Raw genomic sequence first — 20,535 nt, 5'->3', positions numbered from 1 at the left:
CATGCAGACACCCCCCACGCATCTGGCGGCCGAGTTGCGGCTGCCGACCAACTGGCTCGACTACACGATCCTCGGGATCTACTTCGTCGTCGTCCTCGGCATCGGCTTCGCCGCCCGCCGCTCGGTCAGGACCAGCCTCGACTTCTTCCTCTCGGGCCGCTCCCTGCCGGCCTGGGTCACCGGTCTGGCGTTCATCGCCGCCAACCTGGGCGCCACCGAGATCCTGGGCATGGCCGCCAACAGCGCGCAGTACGGCGTCTACACCACGCACTGGTACTGGATCGGCGCCATCCCGGCCATGGTCTTCCTGGGCCTGGTGATGATGCCCTTCTACTACGGCTCCAAGGTCCGCTCGGTCCCCGAGTTCCTGTTGCTGCGCTTCGACCGGGGCGCCCACCTGCTCAGCGCCGGCCTGTTCGCCTGCGCCGCCATCCTCATCGCCGGCGTCAACCTCTACGCCCTCGCCATCGTCGTCGAGGCACTCCTGGGCTGGCCCCAGTGGGTGGCGATCGTCGTCGCCGGCTTCTTCGTACTGGCCTACATCACCCTGGGCGGCCTGTCCTCGGCGATCTACAACGAGGTCCTGCAGTTCTTCGTCATCCTCGCCGCGCTCATCCCCATCACGGTGCTCGGCCTGAAGTCGGTCGGCGGCTGGGACGGCCTGTCGGACTCCCTCACCGAGTCACGCGGCGGCGACTTCATGACCGCCTGGGGCGGCACCGGCATCGGCAGCGACAACCCGCTCGGTGCGAACTGGCTGACCATCGTCCTCGGCCTCGGCTTCGTCCTCTCCTTCGGCTACTGGACCACCAACTTCGCCGAGGTGCAGCGCGCCCTGTCCGCCCGGAACCTCTCGGCGGCCCAGCGCACCCCGCTGATCGCCGCGTTCCCGAAGATCTTCATCGTCTTCCTGGTGATGATCCCCGGCCTGGTCGCCGCCGTGCTGGTCCCGCAGATCGGCACGGCCGACTCCGACCTCCAGTACAACGACGCGATCCCGTATCTCATGGAACAGCTCCTGCCCAACGGTGTCCTGGGCATCGCGGTGACCGGCCTGCTGGCCGCGTTCATGGCGGGCATGGCCGCGAACGTCTCGTCCTTCAACACCGTCTTCACGACCGACATCTGGGCGAAGTACGTGGTGAAGCACCGCGAGGACGAGTACTACGTCCGCTTCGGCCGCCTGATCACCGCGATCGGCGTCCTGGCCTCCATCGGCACGGCATTCCTGGCCTCGTCGTTCTCGAACATCATGAGCTACCTCCAGACGCTGTTCTCCTTCTTCAACGTGCCGATGTTCGTGGTCTTCATCATCGGCATGTTCTGGAAGCGGGCATCGATGAAGTCCGGCTTCTGGGGCCTGGTCGCTGGCACCACGGCGGCGATGGTGAACTACTTCTGGATCTACAAGCAGGGCATCGTCGACATCCCCTCCGACCAGGGCGCCAACTTCGTCTCCGCGATCGCGGGCTTCGTGGCCGGCGCGGTCGTGATGGTCGCCGTGTCCCTCTTCACCGCCCCCAAGCCCATGGAGGACCTCCAGGGCCTGGTCTACGGCACCCGCTCCCCCGGCATGGCGGAGCCGCCCGCCGAGGGCGACGACGCGTGGTACCGCAAGCCGGCGCTGCTGGGCTGGGGCGCGGTGATCCTGGCCGCCGCCTGCTACATCCCGTTCTCGTTCTGACCGCGGGAGGATGGAGAGACCATGTCCGAGCACTACTCCGAGCGTGAGCTCCAGCGGGAGATCACCGAACTGGAGACCAAGTCCGCGACGGCGGCCCGTCTGTTCGACATCCGCCGCATCATCGGGGGCCTGTGCGTGGTGTACGGCGTCATCGTCACGATCGCGGGGATCACGGCCTCCGACGCGGACATCGACAAGGCCGAGGGGGTCAACATCAACCTGTGGACCGGGCTGGGGATGCTGATCCTGGGCCTGCTGTTCCTCCTCTGGCTGAAGCTGAGGCCGGCGGCCCCACCGCCGCCGGACCTCCCGCCGGAGGACCGGAAGGAATGACCGTACGCCGGCCGCGGACGTAAGCCGCACGGACGGTGCCGCGCGCGGCACTCAGCCGACGAGACACGACGGACGTCGGAAAAGCCGCGCTCCGCGCGGAGCCGCCGTGGGCGTCGGGGCGGCCGCCCACGGCGGGAAGGGGACGGGGCGGGGGTGCCCGCCCGCAGCGGCCGGCGCGTCAACGCCCCCGCTTCCCGGCCGACCGATTCCGCGCCGGACCGAGGACGGACACCCCCGACCCGGCCCCGCCCCACCACCGAACCGAGGGCGCTGCACCCGCCCCCACCGAACCCGCACAGGCGCCGCAGGCATCCGACGCGCACCCCCACCGAAACCACACCGCCCCGGACCCGCACCGCACCGCCACCGAAGAGGCGCCCCACAACCGCACCAGCGCCGCAGGCAACACATGCGCCCCCCACCGAAACCACACCACCCCCGGACCCGCACCGCACCGCCACCGAAGAGGGGCCCCACAAACCCGCACCAGCGCCGCAGGCATCCGCACCGGCGCCGCAGGCGTCACTCGCCGAACGGCGCCGCACCCCCCACCGGCCCCGCCCGATCCAGCAACCCCGTCCGAGCCGCCAGCGCCGCCGCCTCCAACCGCGACCCGACGCCGAGTTTCATCAGCACCCGCTGCACGTGCGTACGCGCGGTCGACGGCGCGATCCCCATGCCCGCCGCGATGAGCCGCGTGTCCTCCCCCTCCGCGACCCGCACCAGCACCTCCACCTCCCGCGGCGTCAGCATCTCCAGCAACCGCTGCCCCTCGTCGTCCGGCTGAGCCGCGGGATTCAGCAGCTCCCCGAACGCCCCCTGCAACAACTGCGGCGCCACCGCCGCCTCGCCCGCCCGCGCCTTGACGATCGCCCGCTCGACGCCCTCGATCCGCTCGTCGTGCCGCACGTACCCCGACGCCCCCGCCGCGAACGCCGCCGCGATGCCCCGCGGACTCGGCACCGGCCCCAGCACCACCACCGCCACCTGCGGCCGCTCCCGCTTGATCTTCACCACCGGATCGAAGATCCCCGGCTCCGCGGGCGCCGCCGTCCCCAGCAGACACACCTCCGGCGCCCTGCTGATCACCAGATCCGCGGCCCCCGCCGCCGGCGCCGCCGCCGCCAGCACCCGGTGCCCCCGCAGCTTCAGCGCCGAGGCCAGCGCCTCGGCGAGCAACCGGTGGTCGTCGACCACCATCAGCCGCACTCCCATTCGACCTACCAACCCCCCACTACCCGCGCACCCCCGTGCGCCGCCACCCCGCCCGGATCCCATGTGGATCGCCGTGGATGCCCCCGGAAGCTACACGCTTGTTCGACGTTCCGCTCCCCCTCCCGGCGAGAATCGTCCCGGATCGCCGAAATTCTCGCATTCGACGCCAATGAACGCACGATGAGCGGTGCCCGGAAAGCGCGCGGCCCCGCCCCTGACCAGGGACGGGGCCGCGAAGGCCGTACGCACGGAACCGACGGGAATGATCAGCCCGTACCGAAAGCGACCGCCAGATACTCCTTGTCGCTCGAAGTCGACAGGTCGCTGGCGTACACGTCGGACATGTACAGCCGCCCCTTCGAGAACAGGATTTCGGAGTACTCCGGCAGCATCCGTGTCTCCGCGTCCCGCACGGACTCCGTCGCCGGGTTCTCCAGCAGGACCGTCTGCTTGAAGGTGGCCCCGTCGATGCTCACGACCTGCCCGCCCTTGTCGTACGGCGGACGCTTGTACGCCAGGATGTTGCCGCCGTCCATGCGCAGCGGCGAGAGCTCGTAGCCGTCGCCCGCGTCGGCGCGCTGCCCGGTCTGCTTGCCGGTGGCGAGGTCGAAGGCGACGACCTGGTTGGTCTGGCCGTACTTGCCCGAGGCGTCCTCCTCCTCGGTCGGGATGTACAGCTTGCCGTTGCCGACCGCGATCCCCGAGCACTGCTCGATCTTGGTGATGCCGTCGCAGCGGGCCGCGAACTCGTCGCCGGGCGCGGAGATGCGGGTGAGCAGCTTGCCGGTCTTGTTGTCGACGGAGAAGAAGTCGGAGATGCCGCTGCCGTCACCGGCGGAGTCACCGACGTCGGCGGCCACGACCAGCGGGTCGGTGCTGACGACGCTGGCGTACTCGATGCCCTCGTCCATCACGTACTCCGAGGCCACCTTGCCGGACTTCGGGTCGATGGTCTGGATGTGCAGCTGACGCTGGTCGTACGTACCGCACTTGCGGACGGCCACGAGCTTCGCCCCGCCGCCGTACCCGGAGTCGTAGCAGGCGTCGGACGTCTTGGGTGCCCACAGCTGCTTGCCGGAGGCGGCGTCCCAGGCGGCGCCGCCGCTGGTGCTGCCCGCGGCGACGGTGCCCCCGCTGACGGTGACGTTGTTGAAGCTGATCGGCATGGTGCCGGACTGGGCGGTCCTGGACCACAGCTTCTTGCCCGTCGCCAGGTCGATCGCCGCGACCTGCGTGCACGACTGCGGCTCGTTCTTGGTCGGCATGGCGGGCTTGTAGATGATCGCGGTCTTGTTGTCGTCGGTGACGTGGTCGCTGGCCTCGCACACCGGTCCGGGCAGGTCGATCGTCCACAGCTTCGTGCCCTTGTCGGGGTCGTAACCGACGACCTCGGCGACACCGCTCTTGGCGTACACCGTGTCGGTCACCCAGGAACCGGACGTGACGACGGTGCTGGTGCCCTTGGGAGGCTTGGGCGCGGGCACCTGGAAGAGCAGCTTGGAGCTCGCGTCGGCCGGTGCCTTCTCCTGGGCGTCGCCGCCGGACGAACTGCCGCCGCCGTTCTTGGCGTCCTTGCCCCCGGTCCTGCCGCCGGAGCTCGCGGTGTTGGTCTTGTCGTCCTTGCCGGACGTGGAGGCGTACCAGACGCCGCCGCCGACGATCAGGGCGATGGCCACGACCGCCGCGACGATGATGGCCAGCTGCGCGTTGAACTTGCGTCCGCCGCCCGGTTGGCCCGGCTGGGGCTGCATCGGCAGGGTCCCCTGCGGATAGCCGTAACCGGGCTGCCCGTACGGCCCGGTCGGTTGCGGCTGCCCGTAGGGACCGGGCTGGCCCGGCTGGCCGAAGGCACCGGGCTGCGGCTGGCCGTACGGCCCCGGCTGCTGGCCCGGATAGCCGTACCCGGCGGCCGGCGGCTGCTGCGGATAGCCGTACCCGGACTGCGGCTGCGGGGCCTGCGGCGCGGCAGGCGGCTGCGGCTGCGGGGCCTGCGGCGCCGCCGGGGGCTGCTGCGGGGCCTGGGGCGCGCCCGGCCCCTGCTGCGGGGTCTGCGGATAGCCGTACCCGGGCTGCGGCTGCGGGGCCTTGTCGAGGTCGGGCCCACCGGGGGCCGACGGCGGCTGGGCAGGCGGCTGCTGCGCGGGCGGCTGCTGCGGCACAGCGTCCGGCGGCGGGCCGAAGCCCGGCTGCTGCGGGGGCTGGTTGGGCGGCGGGGGCGGCTGGGTCATGACGTGAGTACCTCGGGGAAGGGGGCGGGCGGCGGGGAAGTGACGGAGCGGGGCGAGGCTGCCGGGCCTGCGGGGCCGGTGCGGATCGCCACCGCGGTGCGCCTCACTTGCCGTAGGCGAGCATCAACTTCTCCTTCGACTCGTCATTGCCGGTCAGCCGGGTCGTCGAGAGGTAGAAGCGGCCGTCGATCCAGTCGATCGCCTTGCTGAAGAAGCTGTTCTCGATCTTCGCGACGCCCTGCGGGTTCTGCATCAGCGTGACCGGCTGGTGGCCGGTGCCGGTGGTCGGGATGGACACGATCCGGCCGCCGGCGTCGTAGGACGGCTCGACGTAGGCGATGAGCTTGCCGCCCTCGGCCTTCATCGGCTGCATCGTCTCGGCGACCGGGGACTTCACCCGCCACTTCTCCTTGCCGGTGGCGAGGTTCACCGCGACCACCTCGTTGGCCCCGGTGGCCGCCTCGGTGGGCAGGTAGAGGGTCTCCCCGTCGACCACGACGCCGGCGCAGCCCTGGAGGTCACGCGCGAGGATCGCCCAGCCGCAGTTGGGGGCGAATTCCTCGTCGAAGCCGACCTGGGAGCGGAACGCGCCGGTGGAGGTGAAGGTGGAGATGTTCCAGGCCTTCTTCTCCTCGTTGGTGCTGTAGATGACCACCGGGTCGACGGAGTAGGCGCGTTCGACGCTCCATCCCTTCTCGAACTTGCGGGTCCACTTGACCTTGCCGGTCCTCGGGTCGAGTTCCTGGAGCTCGTCGTGCTGGTTGTCGCCACCCGCGCCGCAGGAGGAGACGACGAGCAGCCGCTCGCCGCCCGCGAAGCCGCCGGGGAAGCAGGTCTCGTCGTAGCGCCGCTTGTCGAACAGCTTCCTGCCGTTGGTCACGTCGTACGCCGTGCCGGACTGCGAGCGGCCGACCATCAGCGTATTGCCGGTGAGGGTCAGCTCGATGGAGAGGGCGGAGTCGAACAGGTCGCCGTCGGCGACCTTCTGAGTCCAGCCCTTCTCCCCGGTGTTGAGGTCGACGAGCTGGAGCTGGTTGCACTTGGCGCGGTCGCTGCTGCCGCTCATGTGGGCGACGACGATCTTGTCGTCGGCCGTCTTCTCCTGGGTGACCGCGCAGATCTTCTCCGGGAAGGCGAGGGGTTCCCAGGTGGGCTTGCCGTCACCGACGTTGTACGCGGACAGCTCCTTGTAGGCCGCCTTGACCGCTGTCCTGTCGGTGATCCACATGCCGGGGGCGTCGGCGCCGGAAGCGGGCGCGTCCGGCGCCTCCTTGTACCAGAGCACCTTGGACTCGCCGGGGCGGCGGCCGTCGTTGAGGTCCTCCGGGTCCTCGCCGCCGTCGCCGCTGCCGTCACCGGGGTTGACCGGGTCGTCGGACGAGGACGGCCCGGGGCCGTCGCTCTTCTGCGCGACGGGCTTCTTGTCCTTCTCGCCGTCACCGCCGGAGACCGCCCACACGGTGCCGCCGACGACCAGCAGTGCGGCCACCGCGGCGCCGATCAGGACGGCCGGCCGCCCCTTGAAGGGGTTGCGCGAGCCGCCGGGCGGAGTGCCGGGGGCGCCCGGGTGCTGCGGCTGCGGCGGGTATCCGTGGCCGGGCTGCCCGTACGGGCCGGGCTGCTGCGGCGGGCCGTAGGGCCCGGAGGTGTACGGCCCCGGGGCGTACGGGCCCGGCTGCTGCCCGTACGGGCCCGGCTGCTGGGGATACCCGTACCCGGGCTGCGGGGGCGGCGGGGTCTGCGGCGCGCCCTGCGGGGGCGGCGGGGTCTGGGGAGCACCGAAGCCGCCACCACCCGGCGGCGGATCCTGCGGTGCTCCGAAGCCACCCTGAGGCGGCTGGCTGGGCGGCTGAGTCATCAGCGCGTTCCCCCTTGCTCACTGATTTTTAGCCACGCCCTGAGGTTCGTGTCGGACCCAGAGTCGTCGTCGTATCGTTCTCAGACGGCTCTTTCTATCACCCGGCGCCGACACCCCACCGGGCCGCATCCGCCCCTGTTCCCAAGGGAGGACCGGCCCGTGATGCCCTCGTTACGCGCCTTCACGCCCCCTTCACGCCTCGCACGCCCCCGCGGGGCAGGCGTCAGGCGTCAGGCGTCCTCCGCCAGCTCCAGCCAGCACAGCTCCAGTTGCTCCCGCTGACCGGCCAGTTCCCGCAGTTCGGCGTCGAGTTCGGCCACCTTGGCGAAGTCGGTGGCGTGCTCGGCGATCGCGTCGTGCAACGCGGTCTCCTTCTCGGCGACCTTGTCGAGCTGCCGCTCGATCTTCTGGAGCTCCTTCTTGGCGGCGCGCTGGTCGGCGGCGCTCTTCTCGGGGGCGGCCCGGTCGGTGCGGGCCGCGGCGGCGGATGCCGCCGGGACGGCCGCCGCGGCGGCCTCCTCCATGCGCCGGCGGCGCTCCAGGTACTCGTCGATGCCGCGCGGCAGCATCCGCAGGGTGCCGTCGCCCAGGAGGGCGAACACCCGGTCCGTGGTGCGCTCGACGAAGAAGCGGTCGTGGGAGATGACGATCATCGAGCCGGGCCAGCCGTCGAGGAGGTCCTCGAGCTGGGTGAGGGTCTCGATGTCGAGGTCGTTGGTGGGCTCGTCGAGGAAGAGGACGTTGGGCTCGTCCATCAGCAGCCGCAGCAGCTGGAGCCTGCGCCGCTCGCCGCCGGACAGGTCCCCGACCGGCGTCCACTGCTTCTCCTTGTTGAAGCCGAACGTCTCGCAGAGCTGACCGGCCGTCATCTCGCGTCCCTTGCCGAGGTCGACGCGCTCGCGCACCTCCTGCACGGCCTGGAGCACGCGCCGGGCGGGGTCGAGTTCGGTGACCTCCTGGGAGAGGTAGGCGAGCTTGACCGTCCTCCCGACGCGGATCCGGCCGCCCGCTGGCTGCGCCTCGCCCTCGGTGCGGGCGGCGTCGGCCAGGGCCCGCAGCAAGGAGGTCTTCCCGGCGCCGTTGACCCCGACCAGGCCGATGCGGTCGCCGGGGCCGAGCTGCCAGGTGACGTGCTTCAGCAGCACCTTGGGGCCGGCCTGGACGGTGACGTCCTCGATGTCGAACACCGTCTTGCCCAGGCGCGAGGAGGCGAACTTCATCAGTTCGCTGCTGTCGCGGGGCGGCGGCACGTCCTTGATGAGCTCGTTGGCCGCCTCCACGCGGAAGCGCGGCTTGGAGGTGCGGGCGGGGGCCCCGCGGCGCAGCCAGGCCAGTTCCTTGCGGACCAGGTTCTGCCGCTTGGCCTCCTCGGTGGCCGCGATGCGTTCCCGCTCGGCGCGGGCGAAGACGTAGTCGGAGTAGCCGCCCTCGTACTCGTGGACGACGCCGCGCTGCACGTCCCACATGCGGGTGCAGACCTGGTCGAGGAACCACCGGTCGTGGGTCACGCACACGAGCGCGGAGCGGCGGTCCCGCAGGTGCTGGGCGAGCCAGGCGATGCCCTCGACGTCGAGGTGGTTGGTGGGCTCGTCGAGGACGATCAGGTCCTGTTCCTCGATGAGCAGCTTGGCGAGCGCGATCCGGCGCCGCTCACCGCCGGACAGCGGGCCGATGACGGTGTCCAGTCCCTTGGGGAAACCGGGCAGGTCGAGCCCGCCGAACAGCCCGGTCAGCACGTCGCGGATCTTGGCGTTGCCGGCCCACTCGTGGTCGGCCAGGTCGCCGATGACCTCGTGCCGGACGGTGGCCGCGGGGTCGAGGGAGTCGTGCTGGGTGAGCACGCCGAGGCGCAGCCCGCCGGAGTGGGTCACACGTCCGGTGTCGGCCTCCTCCAGCTTGGCCAGCATCCGGATGAGGGTGGTCTTGCCGTCGCCGTTGCGCCCGACGACACCGATGCGGTCCCCTTCACTGACGCCGAGGGAGACGCCGTCGAGCAGGGCACGGGTGCCGTACACCTTGCTGACGTTCTCGACATTGACCAGGTTGACGGCCATTTCTCTCCTGCCCCGTGGATCGATCAGCTTTCAAGCGTAGGCCCTGGCGGAGGACGGCCGACGCGCGAGGCGACCGTCACTCATGGTGATGACGTGATCGGGAACGGCGGCTGCCGTGGAGGGCAGGCCGCAGGATGCCGTCCATGGCAGGAACCATGACCGCCGAGTCCGCCGAGCACCGCCATCCAGGCCGGTGCCGCCGCCGGACGGCTGCACCGTGGACGACCTGTTCACGCTGCCCGATCTCCCGCCGCACACCGAGCTGATCGACGGGAGCCCGGTTCCAGCACCGGTCGCCCCCTCGTCCCTGTCCACGCACTCGACCCGATGACACAGTCCTACGGACACATGGGCCGGCACCGGGACCGGATCAGGGTCGACAAGCCGTACACCATCGACATGGATCTCACGGCCGTCGGCGAGTTCTGATCCGATCCCGCTCAGATCACCACCGCACCCGGTACGGGACCTGCCGCCGTACGCGCCGTGCGGCAGGAGCCCGAGACCCGCAGGGCCTCGGCGATCCCGGCCGCCGACTCCGCGTCCCGGGCGAGGAACGCCGTGGTCGGGCCCGAGCCCGAGACCAGCGCGGCCAGTGCTCCCGCCGCCCGTCCCGCCGTGAGGGTGTCGGCGAGCTCCGGGAACAGCGACAGCGCGGCGGGCTGGAGGTCGTTGGTGACGGTCGCGGCGAGCGCGTCGGGGTCGCCCTTGGCGAGGGCGGCAAGGAGGTCCGGGGAGGCGACGGGCTCCGGGATGCGCGTGCCCTCGCCGAGCCGGTCGAACTCGCGGAACACGGCCGGCGTGGACAGTCCCCGCGTGGCCATCGCGAACACCCAATGGAAGGTGCCGCCCACCTCCAGCGGCGTCAGTCTCTCCCCCCGCCCGGTGCCCAGCGCCGCCCCGCCGACCAGGCTGAACGGCACGTCGCTGCCCAGCTCGGCGCAGATGCCGAGCAGTTCCTCCCGCGAGGCGCCCGTCCCCCACAGCGCGTCGCAGGCCAGCAGCGCGCCGGCGCCGTCCGCGCTGCCGCCCGCCATGCCGCCGGCGACGGGGATGTCCTTGGCGATGTGGATGTGCACGTCGGCGTCGCGGCCGTACCGCTCGGCGAGCGCGACGGCGGCCCGCGCCGCCAGGTTGGTCCGGTCCAGGGGCACCTGGTCGGCGTCGGGGCCCGTGCAGGTGACGCGCGGCCCGTCCGCGCAGGGGGTGACGGTGACCTCGTCGTGGAGACCGACGGCGAGGAAGACGTTGGCCAGGTCGTGGAAGCCGTCGGGGCGGGCGGCGCCGACCGCGAGCTGGACGTTGACCTTCGCGGGGACGCGGACGGTGACGCTCACTGCTGGCCCGGCTCCTTGTGCTCGGCGATGCGCGCGAACTCCTCGACGGTCAGGGACTCGCCCCGGGCCTGCGGCGACACTCCGGCGGCGACCAGGGCGGCCTCCGCCGCCGCGGCCGAACCGGCCCACCCGGCGAGCGCGGCCCGCAGGGTCTTGCGGCGCTGGGCGAAGGCGGCGTCGACGACGGCGAAGACCTCGCGCCGGGAGGCGGTGGTCTTCAGCGGCTCGGCGCGGCGGACCAGGGAGACCAGCCCGCTGTCGACGTTGGGCGCCGGCCAGAAGACGTTCCGCCCGATGGCACCGGCCCGTTTGACCTCGGCGTACCAGTTGGCCTTGACCGAGGGAACGCCGTACACCTTGGAGCCGGGCGCGGCGGCGAGCCGGTCGGCGACCTCGGACTGGACCATCACCAGGGTGCGTTCGATGCTCGGGAAGGTGTCGAGCATGTGCAGCAGGACGGGCACGGCCACGTTGTAGGGGAGGTTGGCGACCAGCGCCGTCGGGGCGGGGCCGGGCAGCTCGGTGACGTGCATCGCGTCGGAGTGCACCAGCGCGAACCGGTCGGCGCGCCGGGGCATGCGGGCGGTGATCGTCGCGGGCAGCGCGGTGGCGAGGACGTCGTCGATCTCGACGGCGGTGACCCGGTCGGCGACCTCCAGCAGCGCCAGCGTGAGGGAGCCGAGCCCCGGGCCGACCTCGACGACCACGTCGTCGGGGCGGACCTCGGCGGTGCGGACGATACGGCGGACGGTGTTCGCGTCGATGACGAAGTTCTGGCCGCGCTGCTTGGTGGGCCGCACGCCGAGAGCGGCCGCGAGCTCACGGACGTCGGCGGGGCCCAGGAGGGCGTCGGGGGTGGGGCTGGTCACGGGACAAGGGTACGGGGCGGCGGGGCGGCCCAGGTCAGTAGCCGAAGGCGCGGGCCGTGTTCGCCCCGAGGGCCGTGGCGAGGGTGTCCTCGTCGACGCCCCGTACGGCGGCCATGGCGCGCACCGTGACCGGCACCAGGTACGGGGCGTTGGGGCGCCCGCGGTAGGGCGCCGGCGTCAGGAAGGGCGCGTCGGTCTCCACCAGGACCAGCTCGAGCGGGGCGACGGCGAGCGCCTCGCGCAGGTTCCGGGCGTTCTTGAAGGTGACGTTTCCGGCGAAGGACATGAAGTACCCGGCGGCGGCGCAGATCTCCGCCATCTCCGCGTCCCCCGAGTAGCAGTGGAAGACGGTCCGCTCGGGGGCGCCCTCCTCCTTCAGCACGCGCAGCACGTCCGCGTGGGCGTCGCGGTCGTGGATGACGAGGGCCTTGCCGTGCCGCTTGGCGATCTCGATGTGGGCGCGGAAGGACCGCTCCTGCGCCTGCTTGCCCTCCGGTCCGGTGCGGAAGTAGTCCAGTCCCGTCTCGCCGACGCCCTTGACCTGCGGCAGCGCGGCCAGCCGGTCGATCTCGGCGAGCGCGTCGTCCAGCGCCGCGTCCCCGCCGGGCTCGCGGGCCCCCTGGCGCGACCGGCCTCCCCCAGCCCCAGAGGGCTGGGGGGTGCCCACAGGGTCACCGTGGACGATGCGCGGAGCCTCGTTGGGGTGCAGCGCGACGGTCGCGTGGACGGCGGCGTGCGCCGCGGCGGTCTCGGCGGCCCAGCGTGAGCCCTTGAGGTCGCAGCCGACCTGGACGACCGTCGTGACACCCACCGACGCGGCCCGGGCGAGGGCCTCCTCCACCGTGCCGGACTGCATGTCGAGGTGGGTGTGCGAATCGGCGACCGGCACCCGCAGGGGCTCCGGGAGCGGCGGGGCGGCGTTCTTTTCGGGGGCGTTCGCAGGCATGCCCCCGATCCTACGGAAGGGGGGTGCGGGCGCCGCGGGCTCGGTCCGCCCGGCGGAAGGGGTGCAGGAGGCCGGACAGGTGCCAGTGGTGCTCCGGCGTCGTCCCCTCGTCCTCCACGGCCCGGCGGGGTGCCTCGACGGGTCCGGCGAGCGGCACCCGGTGGTCCCGGTGGGCCGCGTGGCGGGCCGTCTCCACCCGGCCGGCGCGCATGATCCGCACGACGTGGCCGCCGCAGTTCCGGCAGGTGGGCCGGCGCAGCGGGGAGGGCACGATGTCGCCGTTCGCCACGTACACCACGAAGTCCCGGCCGCCGCCGTCCGTGTGGTGCTCTATCTCGTACGACTGCTCCCAGCCGTCGCCGCAGCGCATGCAGGCGAAGGAGTACGACTCGTTGACGACGGCGGTCGCACCGGCGCGCAGTGCGGCCTGCCCTGCGATCTCACTCATCCCGGCTCCTGTCCCTCCGGGGGCGGAGCGGATCCGCCCTGCCCCCAGTGGACCCCCGGCCGGGCCCGGACGCACCGCCCCTGCCGAACATTGGGGCCCGATTTGACCGTTCTTTACCGGTGGACCCCGAGTCCTTTACCGAGGTCCGCTCCGCTGACCGCGCTCCCCCGGCTCCTCACCGCGCTTCGCCGCCACAACGGCGTCGAACACCTCACGCTTCGGCACTCCCGCCTCCACGGCGACGGCGGCGATCGCCTCCTTGCGCCGCTCCCCCGCCTCCTCGCGCACCCGCACCCGCCGCACCAGCTCGGCGGCGTCCACCTCCTCGGGGCCCCGGTCCGGCGCGCCCTCGACCACCACGGTGATCTCCCCGCGCACCCCCTCGGCCGCCCACGCCGCCAGCTCGGCCAGCGGGCCGCGCCTGACCTCCTCGTACGTCTTGGTCAGCTCACGGCACACGGCGGCCCGGCGCTCCGCCCCGAAGACCTCGGCCATCGCGGCGAGGGTGTCGTCGAGCCGGTGCGGGGACTCGAAGTAGACGAGGGTGCGCCGCTCGCCCGCCACCTCCCGCAGCCGCCCCAGCCGTTCGCCCGCCTTGCGCGGCAGGAAGCCCTCGAAGCAGAACCGGTCGACGGGCAGCCCGGACAGGGCGAGGGCGGTGAGCACGGCGGACGGGCCGGGCACGGCGGTGACCCGGATGTCCCGCTCGACGGCCGCGGCGACGAGCCGGTAGCCGGGGTCGGAGACCGAGGGCATCCCGGCGTCCGTCACCAGCAGCACCCGTGCGCCGCCCGCCAGCTCCTCGACCAGCTCCGGGGTGCGCGCGGACTCGTTGCCCTCGAAGTACGACACGACGCGCCCCTTGGGCGTGACGCCGAGAGCCTGGGTCAGCCGCCGCAGCCGCCGGGTGTCCTCGGCGGCGACGACGTCCGCGCCGGCCAGTTCCTCGGCGAGCCGGGGCGGGGCGTCGGAGACGTCGCCGATGGGGGTGCCTGCGAGTACGAGGGTTCCGGTCACGCCCCCATCCTCCCAGGGCGCGGCGGGCGGTACGTGGCGGGAGCGGACGGAGGCGGGGCATACCGCCCGGGGACGGGACTCACACAGCCCCGTTCCCTACGATGGCGCGGTGACCAGTACCGCGTCCTCCACGGACACCCGGCAGGACCAGGCGCCCCACGAGCAGCGGCCGACGTGGCAGCAGCGCCTGCGCCGCTTCGGCCACCCGGCGAAGGGGGCGAGAGGCGACGTCCGCGAGCGTCTGGTGCCGCCGTACGCCGAGCCGTCCGGCAGGCTCTGGGCGGCGCTGGGGGTGCCGCCGGTGCTCGCCGGGCGGATCACGCGCTGGTCGGCGTGGGGCGGTCCGCTGCTGGTCGCGCTGTTCGCGGGGGTGCTGCGGTTCTGGAACCTGGGCAGCCCGAAGGCGGTGATATTCGACGAGACGTACTACGCCAAGGACGCGTGGGCACTGGTCCACCGCGGCTTCGAGGTCAACTGGGACAAGAACGCCAACGACCTGATCCTCTCCACGGGCGGCCACGTTCCGATCCCCACCGACGCGGCGTACGTGGTGCATCCGCCGGTCGGCAAGTACGTCATCGGGCTGGGCGAGCTGATGTTCGGCTTCACGCCGTTCGGCTGGCGCTTCATGACCGCGCTGCTCGGGACGCTGTCCGTGCTCCTGCTGTGCCGCATCGGGCGCCGCCTGTTCCGCTCGACCTTCCTCGGCTGCCTCGCGGGCGCGCTGATGGCGGTGGACGGGCTGCACTTCGTGATGAGCCGCACCTCGCTGCTCGACGGGGTGCTGATGTTCTTCGTGCTCGCGGCGTTCGGCTGCCTGGTCGTGGACCGGGACCGGGCGCGGGAGAGGCTCGCCGCGGCGCTGCCGGTGGACGCCGACGGCCGGGTCCGCCCGGACGCGAAGACCGCCGAGAACACCCGGATCGGCTTCCGGCCCTGGCGGCTGGCGGCGGGCGTGATGCTGGGCCTGGCGATCGGCACGAAGTGGAACGGCCTGTACATCCTGGCCGCGTTCGGTGTGCTGTCGGTGCTCTGGGACGTCGGTTCCCGGCGCGTCGCCGGCGCCCGCCGCCCCCGGGCCGCGGTCCTCAGGCACGACCTCGGCTGGGCCTTCCTCTCCACCGTCCCGGTGGCGGTGTTCACCTACTTCGCCTCCTGGATCGGCTGGATCCTCTCCCCGGACGACGGCACCGGCGGCTACTACCGCAACTGGGCGGTGACCGACGGCAAGGACAGCAGCTGGTCCTGGCTCTTCCCCGACTGGTGGCGCAGCCTGTGGCACTACGAGAACCAGGTCTACGACTTCCACGTCGGCCTGTCCTCGCCGCACACCTACCAGTCCAACCCGTGGAGCTGGATCGTCACCGGCCGCCCGGTCTCCTACTTCTACGAGTCCCCCGCACCGGGCAGGGACGGCTGTCCCGCCGACGCGGGCGAGAAGTGCGCCCGCGAGGTCCTGGCCCTCGGCACGCCGATGCTGTGGTGGGTGGCCTGCTTCGCCGTCCTCTACGTGCTGTGGCGCTGGCTCTTCCGCCGCGACTGGCGCGCGGGCGCCATCGCCTGCGGCATCGCGGCCGGCTACCTCCCCTGGTTCCTGTACCAGGAGCGCACGATCTTCTTCTTCTACGCGATCGTCTTCCTCCCCTTCCTCTGCCTGGCCGTCGCCATGCTCCTCGGCGCGATCGTCGGCCCACCCCGCTCCACCGACACCCGCCGTGTCGCCGGCGCGACCGCCGCGGGCGTCATCACCCTCCTGATCGCCTGGAACTTCATCTACTTCTGGCCCATCTACACGGGCCAGGCGATCCCCATCGACGACTGGCGGGCGCGGATGTGGCTCGACACCTGGGTGTAGCCGGGGCAGCGAGAACACGAGGGCACGGCGGACAGCCGTGCCCTCGCGGCGTTCGTGCGGGTTGACGGCTGTCGTCGGTTCCCGTCGGACGGCCCGAGGACGGCTTGAGGACGGCCCCGCCCATCGCGGCCCGACGGCGAAACCGCCGGGGCAACCGCGTGGACGTCAGCCCCTCCGGTGGAGGGTGCGGAGTGGCTTCGGCCCCGGTCGTTCCGGGAGAGCGTCGCGGCCGCTGTCGATCCGGCCGCTTCCCGTTCGACGCCATGGTGTGGGGCGCCTCGCCACACGACGACGCGACGGGACCTGACGAGGACAGACATGGTTCAACTGCTGAGAGTCATGAACTTCAACGTCTCGAGTGACGGAATCGGTGCCGGTGAGCACCAGAGTCTCGAGAGGCCGTTCGGCCACGACCGTCCCGAAAGGCTGTTCGCCTGGGCGGGTGCCACGGCGAGCTGGCCCATGCGTACGGATCCCGGGGGGAGCCGTGGCCTGGACGACTGCTTCACGCGTGACTTCGCGCGCAACATCGGCGCCGAGATCATGGGCCGCAACAAGTTCGGGCCCCAGCGCGGGGCCTGGCCGGACCACGAGTGGCGCGGCTGGTGGGGGGAGAAACCCCCGTTCCGGACGCCGGTGTTCGTCATGACCCACCACACGCGTCCGTCGTTCACGCTCTCCGACACCACGTTCCACTTCGTCGACGCCGACCCGGCCACGGTCCTGGAACGGGCGCGGGGCGCGGCGCGGGGCAAGGACGTCCGGCTCGGCGGCGGGGTCACCACCATCCGGCAGTTCCTCGATGCCGGCCTCGTCGACACCCTGCATGTGGCGGTCTCGCCGGTGACGTTGGGGTCCGGACTGCGACTCTGGGAGTCTCCCGACGAGTTGCTCGACCGGTATCACCTGGAGGTCGTGCCCAGCCCGAGCGGCGTGACGCATCACCTGTTCTGGCGGAGGTGACACGACGGCCCACCCGAGTTCGGGCCGCGGTGGCGGGGGTGTCCGCCCCGGCGGACGCCCTTCTCACCACGGATGCGAACGCGACGCACACGCTCGGTCGTGGCCGAACCCGTCACGAGGCCGCCGCCCCGCCTCCAGCGGCCGGAACGGACCTCTGACCCCTGTCCGTTCGGACAACAACCGGAAACAGCCGCCCCGGTAGCCCCTACGTGTGCGTACAGTGCTCATTCGAACGGGCTTTCTGAACGCGTTCAGGAGACGTGGGGCCCGACGGGGGAGGGGAAGCGCCCGATGGGCAAGGGGGTCAAGGCCGCCGTCATCGGCGGTGTGTTCGCGGCGATGGTGGGCGGGGCCGGGTACGGGGTCTACACCATCGCGTCGGCCGTGAGCGGTGACGGGGGAAACGGGTCGAGCGGGGCGGCGCCGAAGTCGGGGCCGCCGGACGGCGGTGAAGTGCGGGAGACGAGCCGGAAGTTCTTCACGGCGTGGGAGAAGGGGCAGGGGGCGCAGGCGGCGTCGTACACCGACAACGCCCAGGAGGCGGCCGAACTGCTGACCGCGTACGCGCAGGACGCCCACATCGGTGACGTCCGGATCACGCCGGGCACGCCGAGCGGGACCACCGTGCCGTTCAGCGTGCGGGCGAAGGTCAGCCACGACGGGAAGTCGAAGACGCTCGTCCACAGGAGCGAGCTGACCGTCGTGCGCGGGAAGACCACCGGGCGGGCGCTGGTCGACTGGCGGCCGTCCGTCGTGCACCCGGCGCTGAAGGAGGGCGACACCCTCCTCACCGGGGAGGCCGCGAAGCCGCCGATCGAGGCGGTGGACCGCGACGGCACCGTGCTGACGAAGGAGAAGTACCCCTCCCTGGGGCCGATTCTGGACACCCTGCGCGAGCGGTACGGCGACCGGGCCGGCGGCGCACCGGGCGTCGAGCTGGTGGTCCGGCACGCCGACGAGGCGGCCGCCGACACCCCGCTGCTGACGCTCGCCGAGGGCAGGCCCGGCAGGCTGTCCACGACCCTGAGCGCCGGGGTCCAGGCCGCGGCGGAGAAGGCGGTGGGGCAGGTCGAGAACGCGTCGGTGGTGGCCGTGAAGCCCAGCACCGGCGAGGTGCTGGCCGTGGCCAACCACCGCGACGACGGCTTCAACGCCGCCTTCCAGGGCAAGGTCGCCCCCGGCTCCACCATGAAGATCGTCACCGCGGCCATGCTCATCGACCACGGCGTGACCTCGATGAACGGCCCGGCCCCCTGCCCGCCCACGGCCACGTGGCAGAGCCAGACCTTCCAGAACATCACCGGCCTCGACCCGAACGACGACGCCACCCTCGCCGACAGCTTCCTGCGCTCCTGCAACACCGCCTTCGTCAAGCTCGTCGACGAGGAGCCGCTCACCGACGCCTCGCTCACCCGGGAGGCGCAGGAGGCGTTCGGGCTGGGCCGCGGGGACTGGAAGACCGGCATCGTGTCGTTCGACGGCAGCGTCCCCGCCGTCGCCGGACCCGACCGTGCCGCCAACGCCATCGGCCAGGGCCAGGTCCAGATGAACCCGCTGAACATGGCCTCGGTGACGGCCACCGCCGTCACCGGCACCTTCCGCCAGCCGTATCTCGTCCCGCAGAGTCTCGACGGACGGCAGTTCGCCCGGGCCGCGGGGCTGCGCGCGAACACCGCCGCCCAGCTCAGGCAGATGATGCGGCTCACCGCCACCCAGGGCACCGCCCGGGAGGCGATGGCCGGGCTCGGCGGGGACATCGGCGCGAAGACCGGCTCGGCCGAGGTCGACGGCAACGCCACGTCGGACAGCTGGTTCACCGGCTTCCGGGGCGACGTCGCCGCCGCGGCCATGGCCCAGCAGGGCGGCCACGGCGGCGACACGGCCGGTCCGATTGTCGCAGCCGTGCTACGAGCGGGCGGCTGACAGCGGGCTGCGCAGGCCGGGCCTCTAGGGTGGTGGGCGTCGTTGGCACACGTGAGCGCTCACGAAGGCCACGGAGGGGGCCCGGCGAGCAGGGGAGGCACGGAAAGCAGTGGGCAGCAGAAGGCGCGTCGCCGAGCGACGGAAGACCAGCCCCGCCGTGATCGGCGGGGTGATCGCCGTGGTCGTCGGCGCGGCCGGCGCCGGGGCGTACGTCCTCTACGGGGGCGGAGCCGCCGCCGAGGACGGGACGGGCACGGCCTCCGCCCGGCAGGCGGAGGCCGCCAGGACCGGCCCGCTGTCCGCCGCCGAGGTCACCACCGCCGCCCGCGGCTTCCTCACCGCCTGGCAGAAGGGCGACGTGCGCACGGCCGCCGCCGCCACCGACGACCCGGAGTCCGCCGCCGTCCTGCTCACCGGCTACGCCAAGGACGCCCGCATCGAGGACGTCACCCTCACTCCCGGCACCCGGACCGGTGACAAGGTCCCCTTCTCCGTCAAGGGCACGGTGGCGTACAAGGGCGTCGGCAAGCCGCTGGCGTACGACAGCACGCTCACCGTGGTCCGCCGGGCCGGGGACGGCGAGCCGCGGGTCGACTGGCGGCCGGCCGTGGTGCACCCCGACCTCCGGGACGGTGACCGCCTGGTCACCGGGGAGGCGGGCACGCCCCCGGTCAAGGCGCTGGACCGGGAGGGGGACGAGCTGACCACCACGAAGTACCCCTCCCTCGGACCGGTGCTGGACGGGCTGCGCGAGAAGTACGGCAGGAAGGCGGGCGGCGAGGCCGGCGTCGAGCTGCGGATCGTGCGCGGCAAGGAGTCCAGGGCGGCCAAGACGGCCAAGGCGTCCGACAAGACCCTGGTGGAACTGAGCGCGGGTACCCCCGGCACGGTGAGGACCACGCTGAACCCGTCCCTCCAGGCCGCCGCCGAGAAACAGGTGGCCAGGAAGGCGCGGGCCTCGGTGGTGGTGCTGCGCCCGTCGACCGGCGAGATTCTGGCGGTGGCGAACTCCTCGCGCGGTTTCAACACCGCGTTCCAGGGCTCGCTCGCCCCCGGCTCCACCATGAAGGTGATCACCTCCTCGCTGCTGATCGAGAAGAAGCTGGCGGGGGTGAACGACAAGCACCCGTGCCCGAAGTACTTCAGCTACGGCGGCTGGAAGTTCCAGAACGACGACAAGTTCGAGATCAAGGACGGCACCTTCAAGGCGAGCTTCGCCCGCTCCTGCAACACCGCCTTCATCAGCCAGGCGCCCGAGCTGGAGAACGACGACCTGACCAAGCAGGCCCAGGAGGTCTTCGGGCTGTCGAAGAACAACTGGCAGATCGGCGTGCCGTCCTTCGACGGCTCGGTGCCGGTGCAGTCGGCGGCCCCCATGGCTGCGTCCCTGATCGGCCAGGGCGGCGTGCGGATGAACCCGCTGAACATGGCCTCGGTGTCGGCGACCGTCCAGTCGGGCGTCTTCCGCCAGCCGTACCTGGTTTCGCCCGAGGTGGACGGACGCACGCCGGCGACGGCCTCGCGCACCCTGTCCGCGGGCACGCTCGCCCAGCTCAGGGAGCTGATGGCGTACACGGCGGCCTACGGCACGGCGGCGGAGGCGATGGCCGGGGTGGGTGGCGGCGCCGGCGCGAAGACCGGGTCCGCGGAGGTCGACGGGCAGAAGAAGCCGAACGGGTGGTTCACCGCGTACCGCGGGGACCTCGCGGCGGCGGGCGTCGTCCAGGCGGCCGGCCACGGCGGCTCCACGGCCGGCCCAATCGTGGCGGCCCTGCTCAAGCACGGCGGCTGAACGGCCGGGGCCG

15 protein-coding genes and 1 pseudogene are annotated in these 20,535 nt (G+C 72.2%); 7 read left to right on the top strand and 9 right to left on the bottom strand.

Features of this window, described 5'->3' with window-relative positions; translation table 11 throughout:
* Position 1: 1 nt before the first annotated feature.
* Together ACFYOV_RS25355 and ACFYOV_RS25350 are read left to right on the top strand one after the other, a co-directional pair.
* Entirely contained in the window at positions 2–1,684 is a 1,683-nt protein-coding gene (locus ACFYOV_RS25355) for a sodium:solute symporter family protein (protein ID WP_389090998.1), read from the top strand.
* 21 nt (positions 1,685–1,705) lie between these two features.
* The gene (locus ACFYOV_RS25350) at positions 1,706–2,017 is read left to right on the top strand and encodes a hypothetical protein (RefSeq protein WP_389090995.1); all 312 of its coding nucleotides are present in this window, start codon (positions 1,706–1,708) and stop codon (positions 2,015–2,017) included.
* Between the two features lie 522 nt (positions 2,018–2,539).
* On the opposite strand, the gene ACFYOV_RS25345 is transcribed toward ACFYOV_RS25350, so the two are convergent.
* The 4 genes from ACFYOV_RS25345 to ACFYOV_RS25330 form a co-directional block, all read right to left on the bottom strand.
* Positions 2,540–3,232, bottom strand: coding sequence for a LuxR C-terminal-related transcriptional regulator (locus tag ACFYOV_RS25345; RefSeq protein WP_389090994.1), 693 nt, complete (start codon positions 3,230–3,232; stop codon positions 2,540–2,542).
* A gap of 266 nt (positions 3,233–3,498) precedes the next feature.
* Complete coding sequence (locus tag ACFYOV_RS25340; protein WP_389090991.1) at positions 3,499–5,460, bottom strand: PQQ-binding-like beta-propeller repeat protein; 1,962 nt, start codon at positions 5,458–5,460, stop codon at positions 3,499–3,501.
* Between the two features lie 103 nt (positions 5,461–5,563).
* A complete protein-coding gene (locus ACFYOV_RS25335; RefSeq protein WP_389090989.1) occupies positions 5,564–7,318 on the bottom strand; it encodes a PQQ-binding-like beta-propeller repeat protein in 1,755 nt (584 codons plus the stop codon).
* A 230-nt stretch (positions 7,319–7,548) separates the two neighbouring features.
* The gene (locus ACFYOV_RS25330; protein ID WP_389090986.1) at positions 7,549–9,372 is read right to left on the bottom strand and encodes an ABC-F family ATP-binding cassette domain-containing protein; all 1,824 of its coding nucleotides are present in this window, start codon (positions 9,370–9,372) and stop codon (positions 7,549–7,551) included.
* Between the two features lie 155 nt (positions 9,373–9,527).
* Here ACFYOV_RS25330 and ACFYOV_RS25325 point away from each other — a divergent pair.
* Positions 9,528–9,655, top strand: a pseudogene (locus ACFYOV_RS25325) (Uma2 family endonuclease); the annotation flags it as partial.
* A 157-nt stretch (positions 9,656–9,812) separates the two neighbouring features.
* Here ACFYOV_RS25325 and ACFYOV_RS25320 read toward each other — a convergent pair.
* The 5 genes from ACFYOV_RS25320 to rsmI form a co-directional block, all read right to left on the bottom strand.
* Positions 9,813–10,709 carry a 4-(cytidine 5'-diphospho)-2-C-methyl-D-erythritol kinase gene (locus ACFYOV_RS25320; RefSeq protein ID WP_389090984.1) on the bottom strand — a complete coding sequence of 299 codons (897 nt, stop codon included), beginning with the start codon at positions 10,707–10,709 and terminating at the stop codon, positions 9,813–9,815.
* Positions 10,706–11,578 carry a 16S rRNA (adenine(1518)-N(6)/adenine(1519)-N(6))-dimethyltransferase RsmA gene (gene rsmA / locus ACFYOV_RS25315; protein WP_389090982.1) on the bottom strand — a complete coding sequence of 291 codons (873 nt, stop codon included), beginning with the start codon at positions 11,576–11,578 and terminating at the stop codon, positions 10,706–10,708. Before rsmA ends, ACFYOV_RS25320 begins: the two co-directional genes overlap by 4 nt.
* A gap of 34 nt (positions 11,579–11,612) precedes the next feature.
* The gene (locus tag ACFYOV_RS25310) at positions 11,613–12,524 is read right to left on the bottom strand and encodes a TatD family hydrolase (protein ID WP_389090979.1); all 912 of its coding nucleotides are present in this window, start codon (positions 12,522–12,524) and stop codon (positions 11,613–11,615) included.
* Between the two features lie 10 nt (positions 12,525–12,534).
* Positions 12,535–12,972 (bottom strand): hypothetical protein, encoded by a 438-nt coding sequence (locus ACFYOV_RS25305; protein ID WP_389090977.1) that lies wholly within the window; start codon positions 12,970–12,972, stop codon positions 12,535–12,537.
* A 135-nt stretch (positions 12,973–13,107) separates the two neighbouring features.
* On the bottom strand, positions 13,108–13,989 hold the full coding sequence (gene rsmI, locus ACFYOV_RS25300) for a 16S rRNA (cytidine(1402)-2'-O)-methyltransferase (protein ID WP_389090974.1): 882 nt from the start codon (positions 13,987–13,989) through the stop codon (positions 13,108–13,110).
* A 109-nt stretch (positions 13,990–14,098) separates the two neighbouring features.
* Between rsmI and ACFYOV_RS25295 the strand changes: the two genes are divergently transcribed.
* The 4 genes from ACFYOV_RS25295 to ACFYOV_RS25280 all read left to right on the top strand — a co-directional run bounded on the left by ACFYOV_RS25295 (position 14,099) and on the right by ACFYOV_RS25280 (position 20,522).
* Positions 14,099–15,844 (top strand): dolichyl-phosphate-mannose--protein mannosyltransferase, encoded by a 1,746-nt coding sequence (locus ACFYOV_RS25295; RefSeq protein WP_389090972.1) that lies wholly within the window; start codon positions 14,099–14,101, stop codon positions 15,842–15,844.
* A 318-nt stretch (positions 15,845–16,162) separates the two neighbouring features.
* Positions 16,163–16,807, top strand: a complete 645-nt coding sequence (locus ACFYOV_RS25290) for a dihydrofolate reductase family protein (RefSeq protein WP_389090970.1) — start codon at positions 16,163–16,165, stop codon at positions 16,805–16,807.
* A gap of 291 nt (positions 16,808–17,098) precedes the next feature.
* The gene (locus ACFYOV_RS25285) at positions 17,099–18,730 is read left to right on the top strand and encodes a penicillin-binding transpeptidase domain-containing protein (RefSeq protein ID WP_389090968.1); all 1,632 of its coding nucleotides are present in this window, start codon (positions 17,099–17,101) and stop codon (positions 18,728–18,730) included.
* A gap of 109 nt (positions 18,731–18,839) precedes the next feature.
* The gene (locus ACFYOV_RS25280) at positions 18,840–20,522 is read left to right on the top strand and encodes a penicillin-binding transpeptidase domain-containing protein (protein WP_389090966.1); all 1,683 of its coding nucleotides are present in this window, start codon (positions 18,840–18,842) and stop codon (positions 20,520–20,522) included.
* The last annotated feature ends 13 nt before the right edge of the window (positions 20,523–20,535 follow it).

The organism is Streptomyces sp. NPDC005931 (genome assembly GCF_042871235.1).
Taxonomy (GTDB): Bacteria; Actinomycetota; Actinomycetes; order Streptomycetales; family Streptomycetaceae; genus Streptomyces.
Note: the sequence above shows the minus strand (reverse complement) of the source record. Positions and strands in the feature narration are given on the sequence as shown.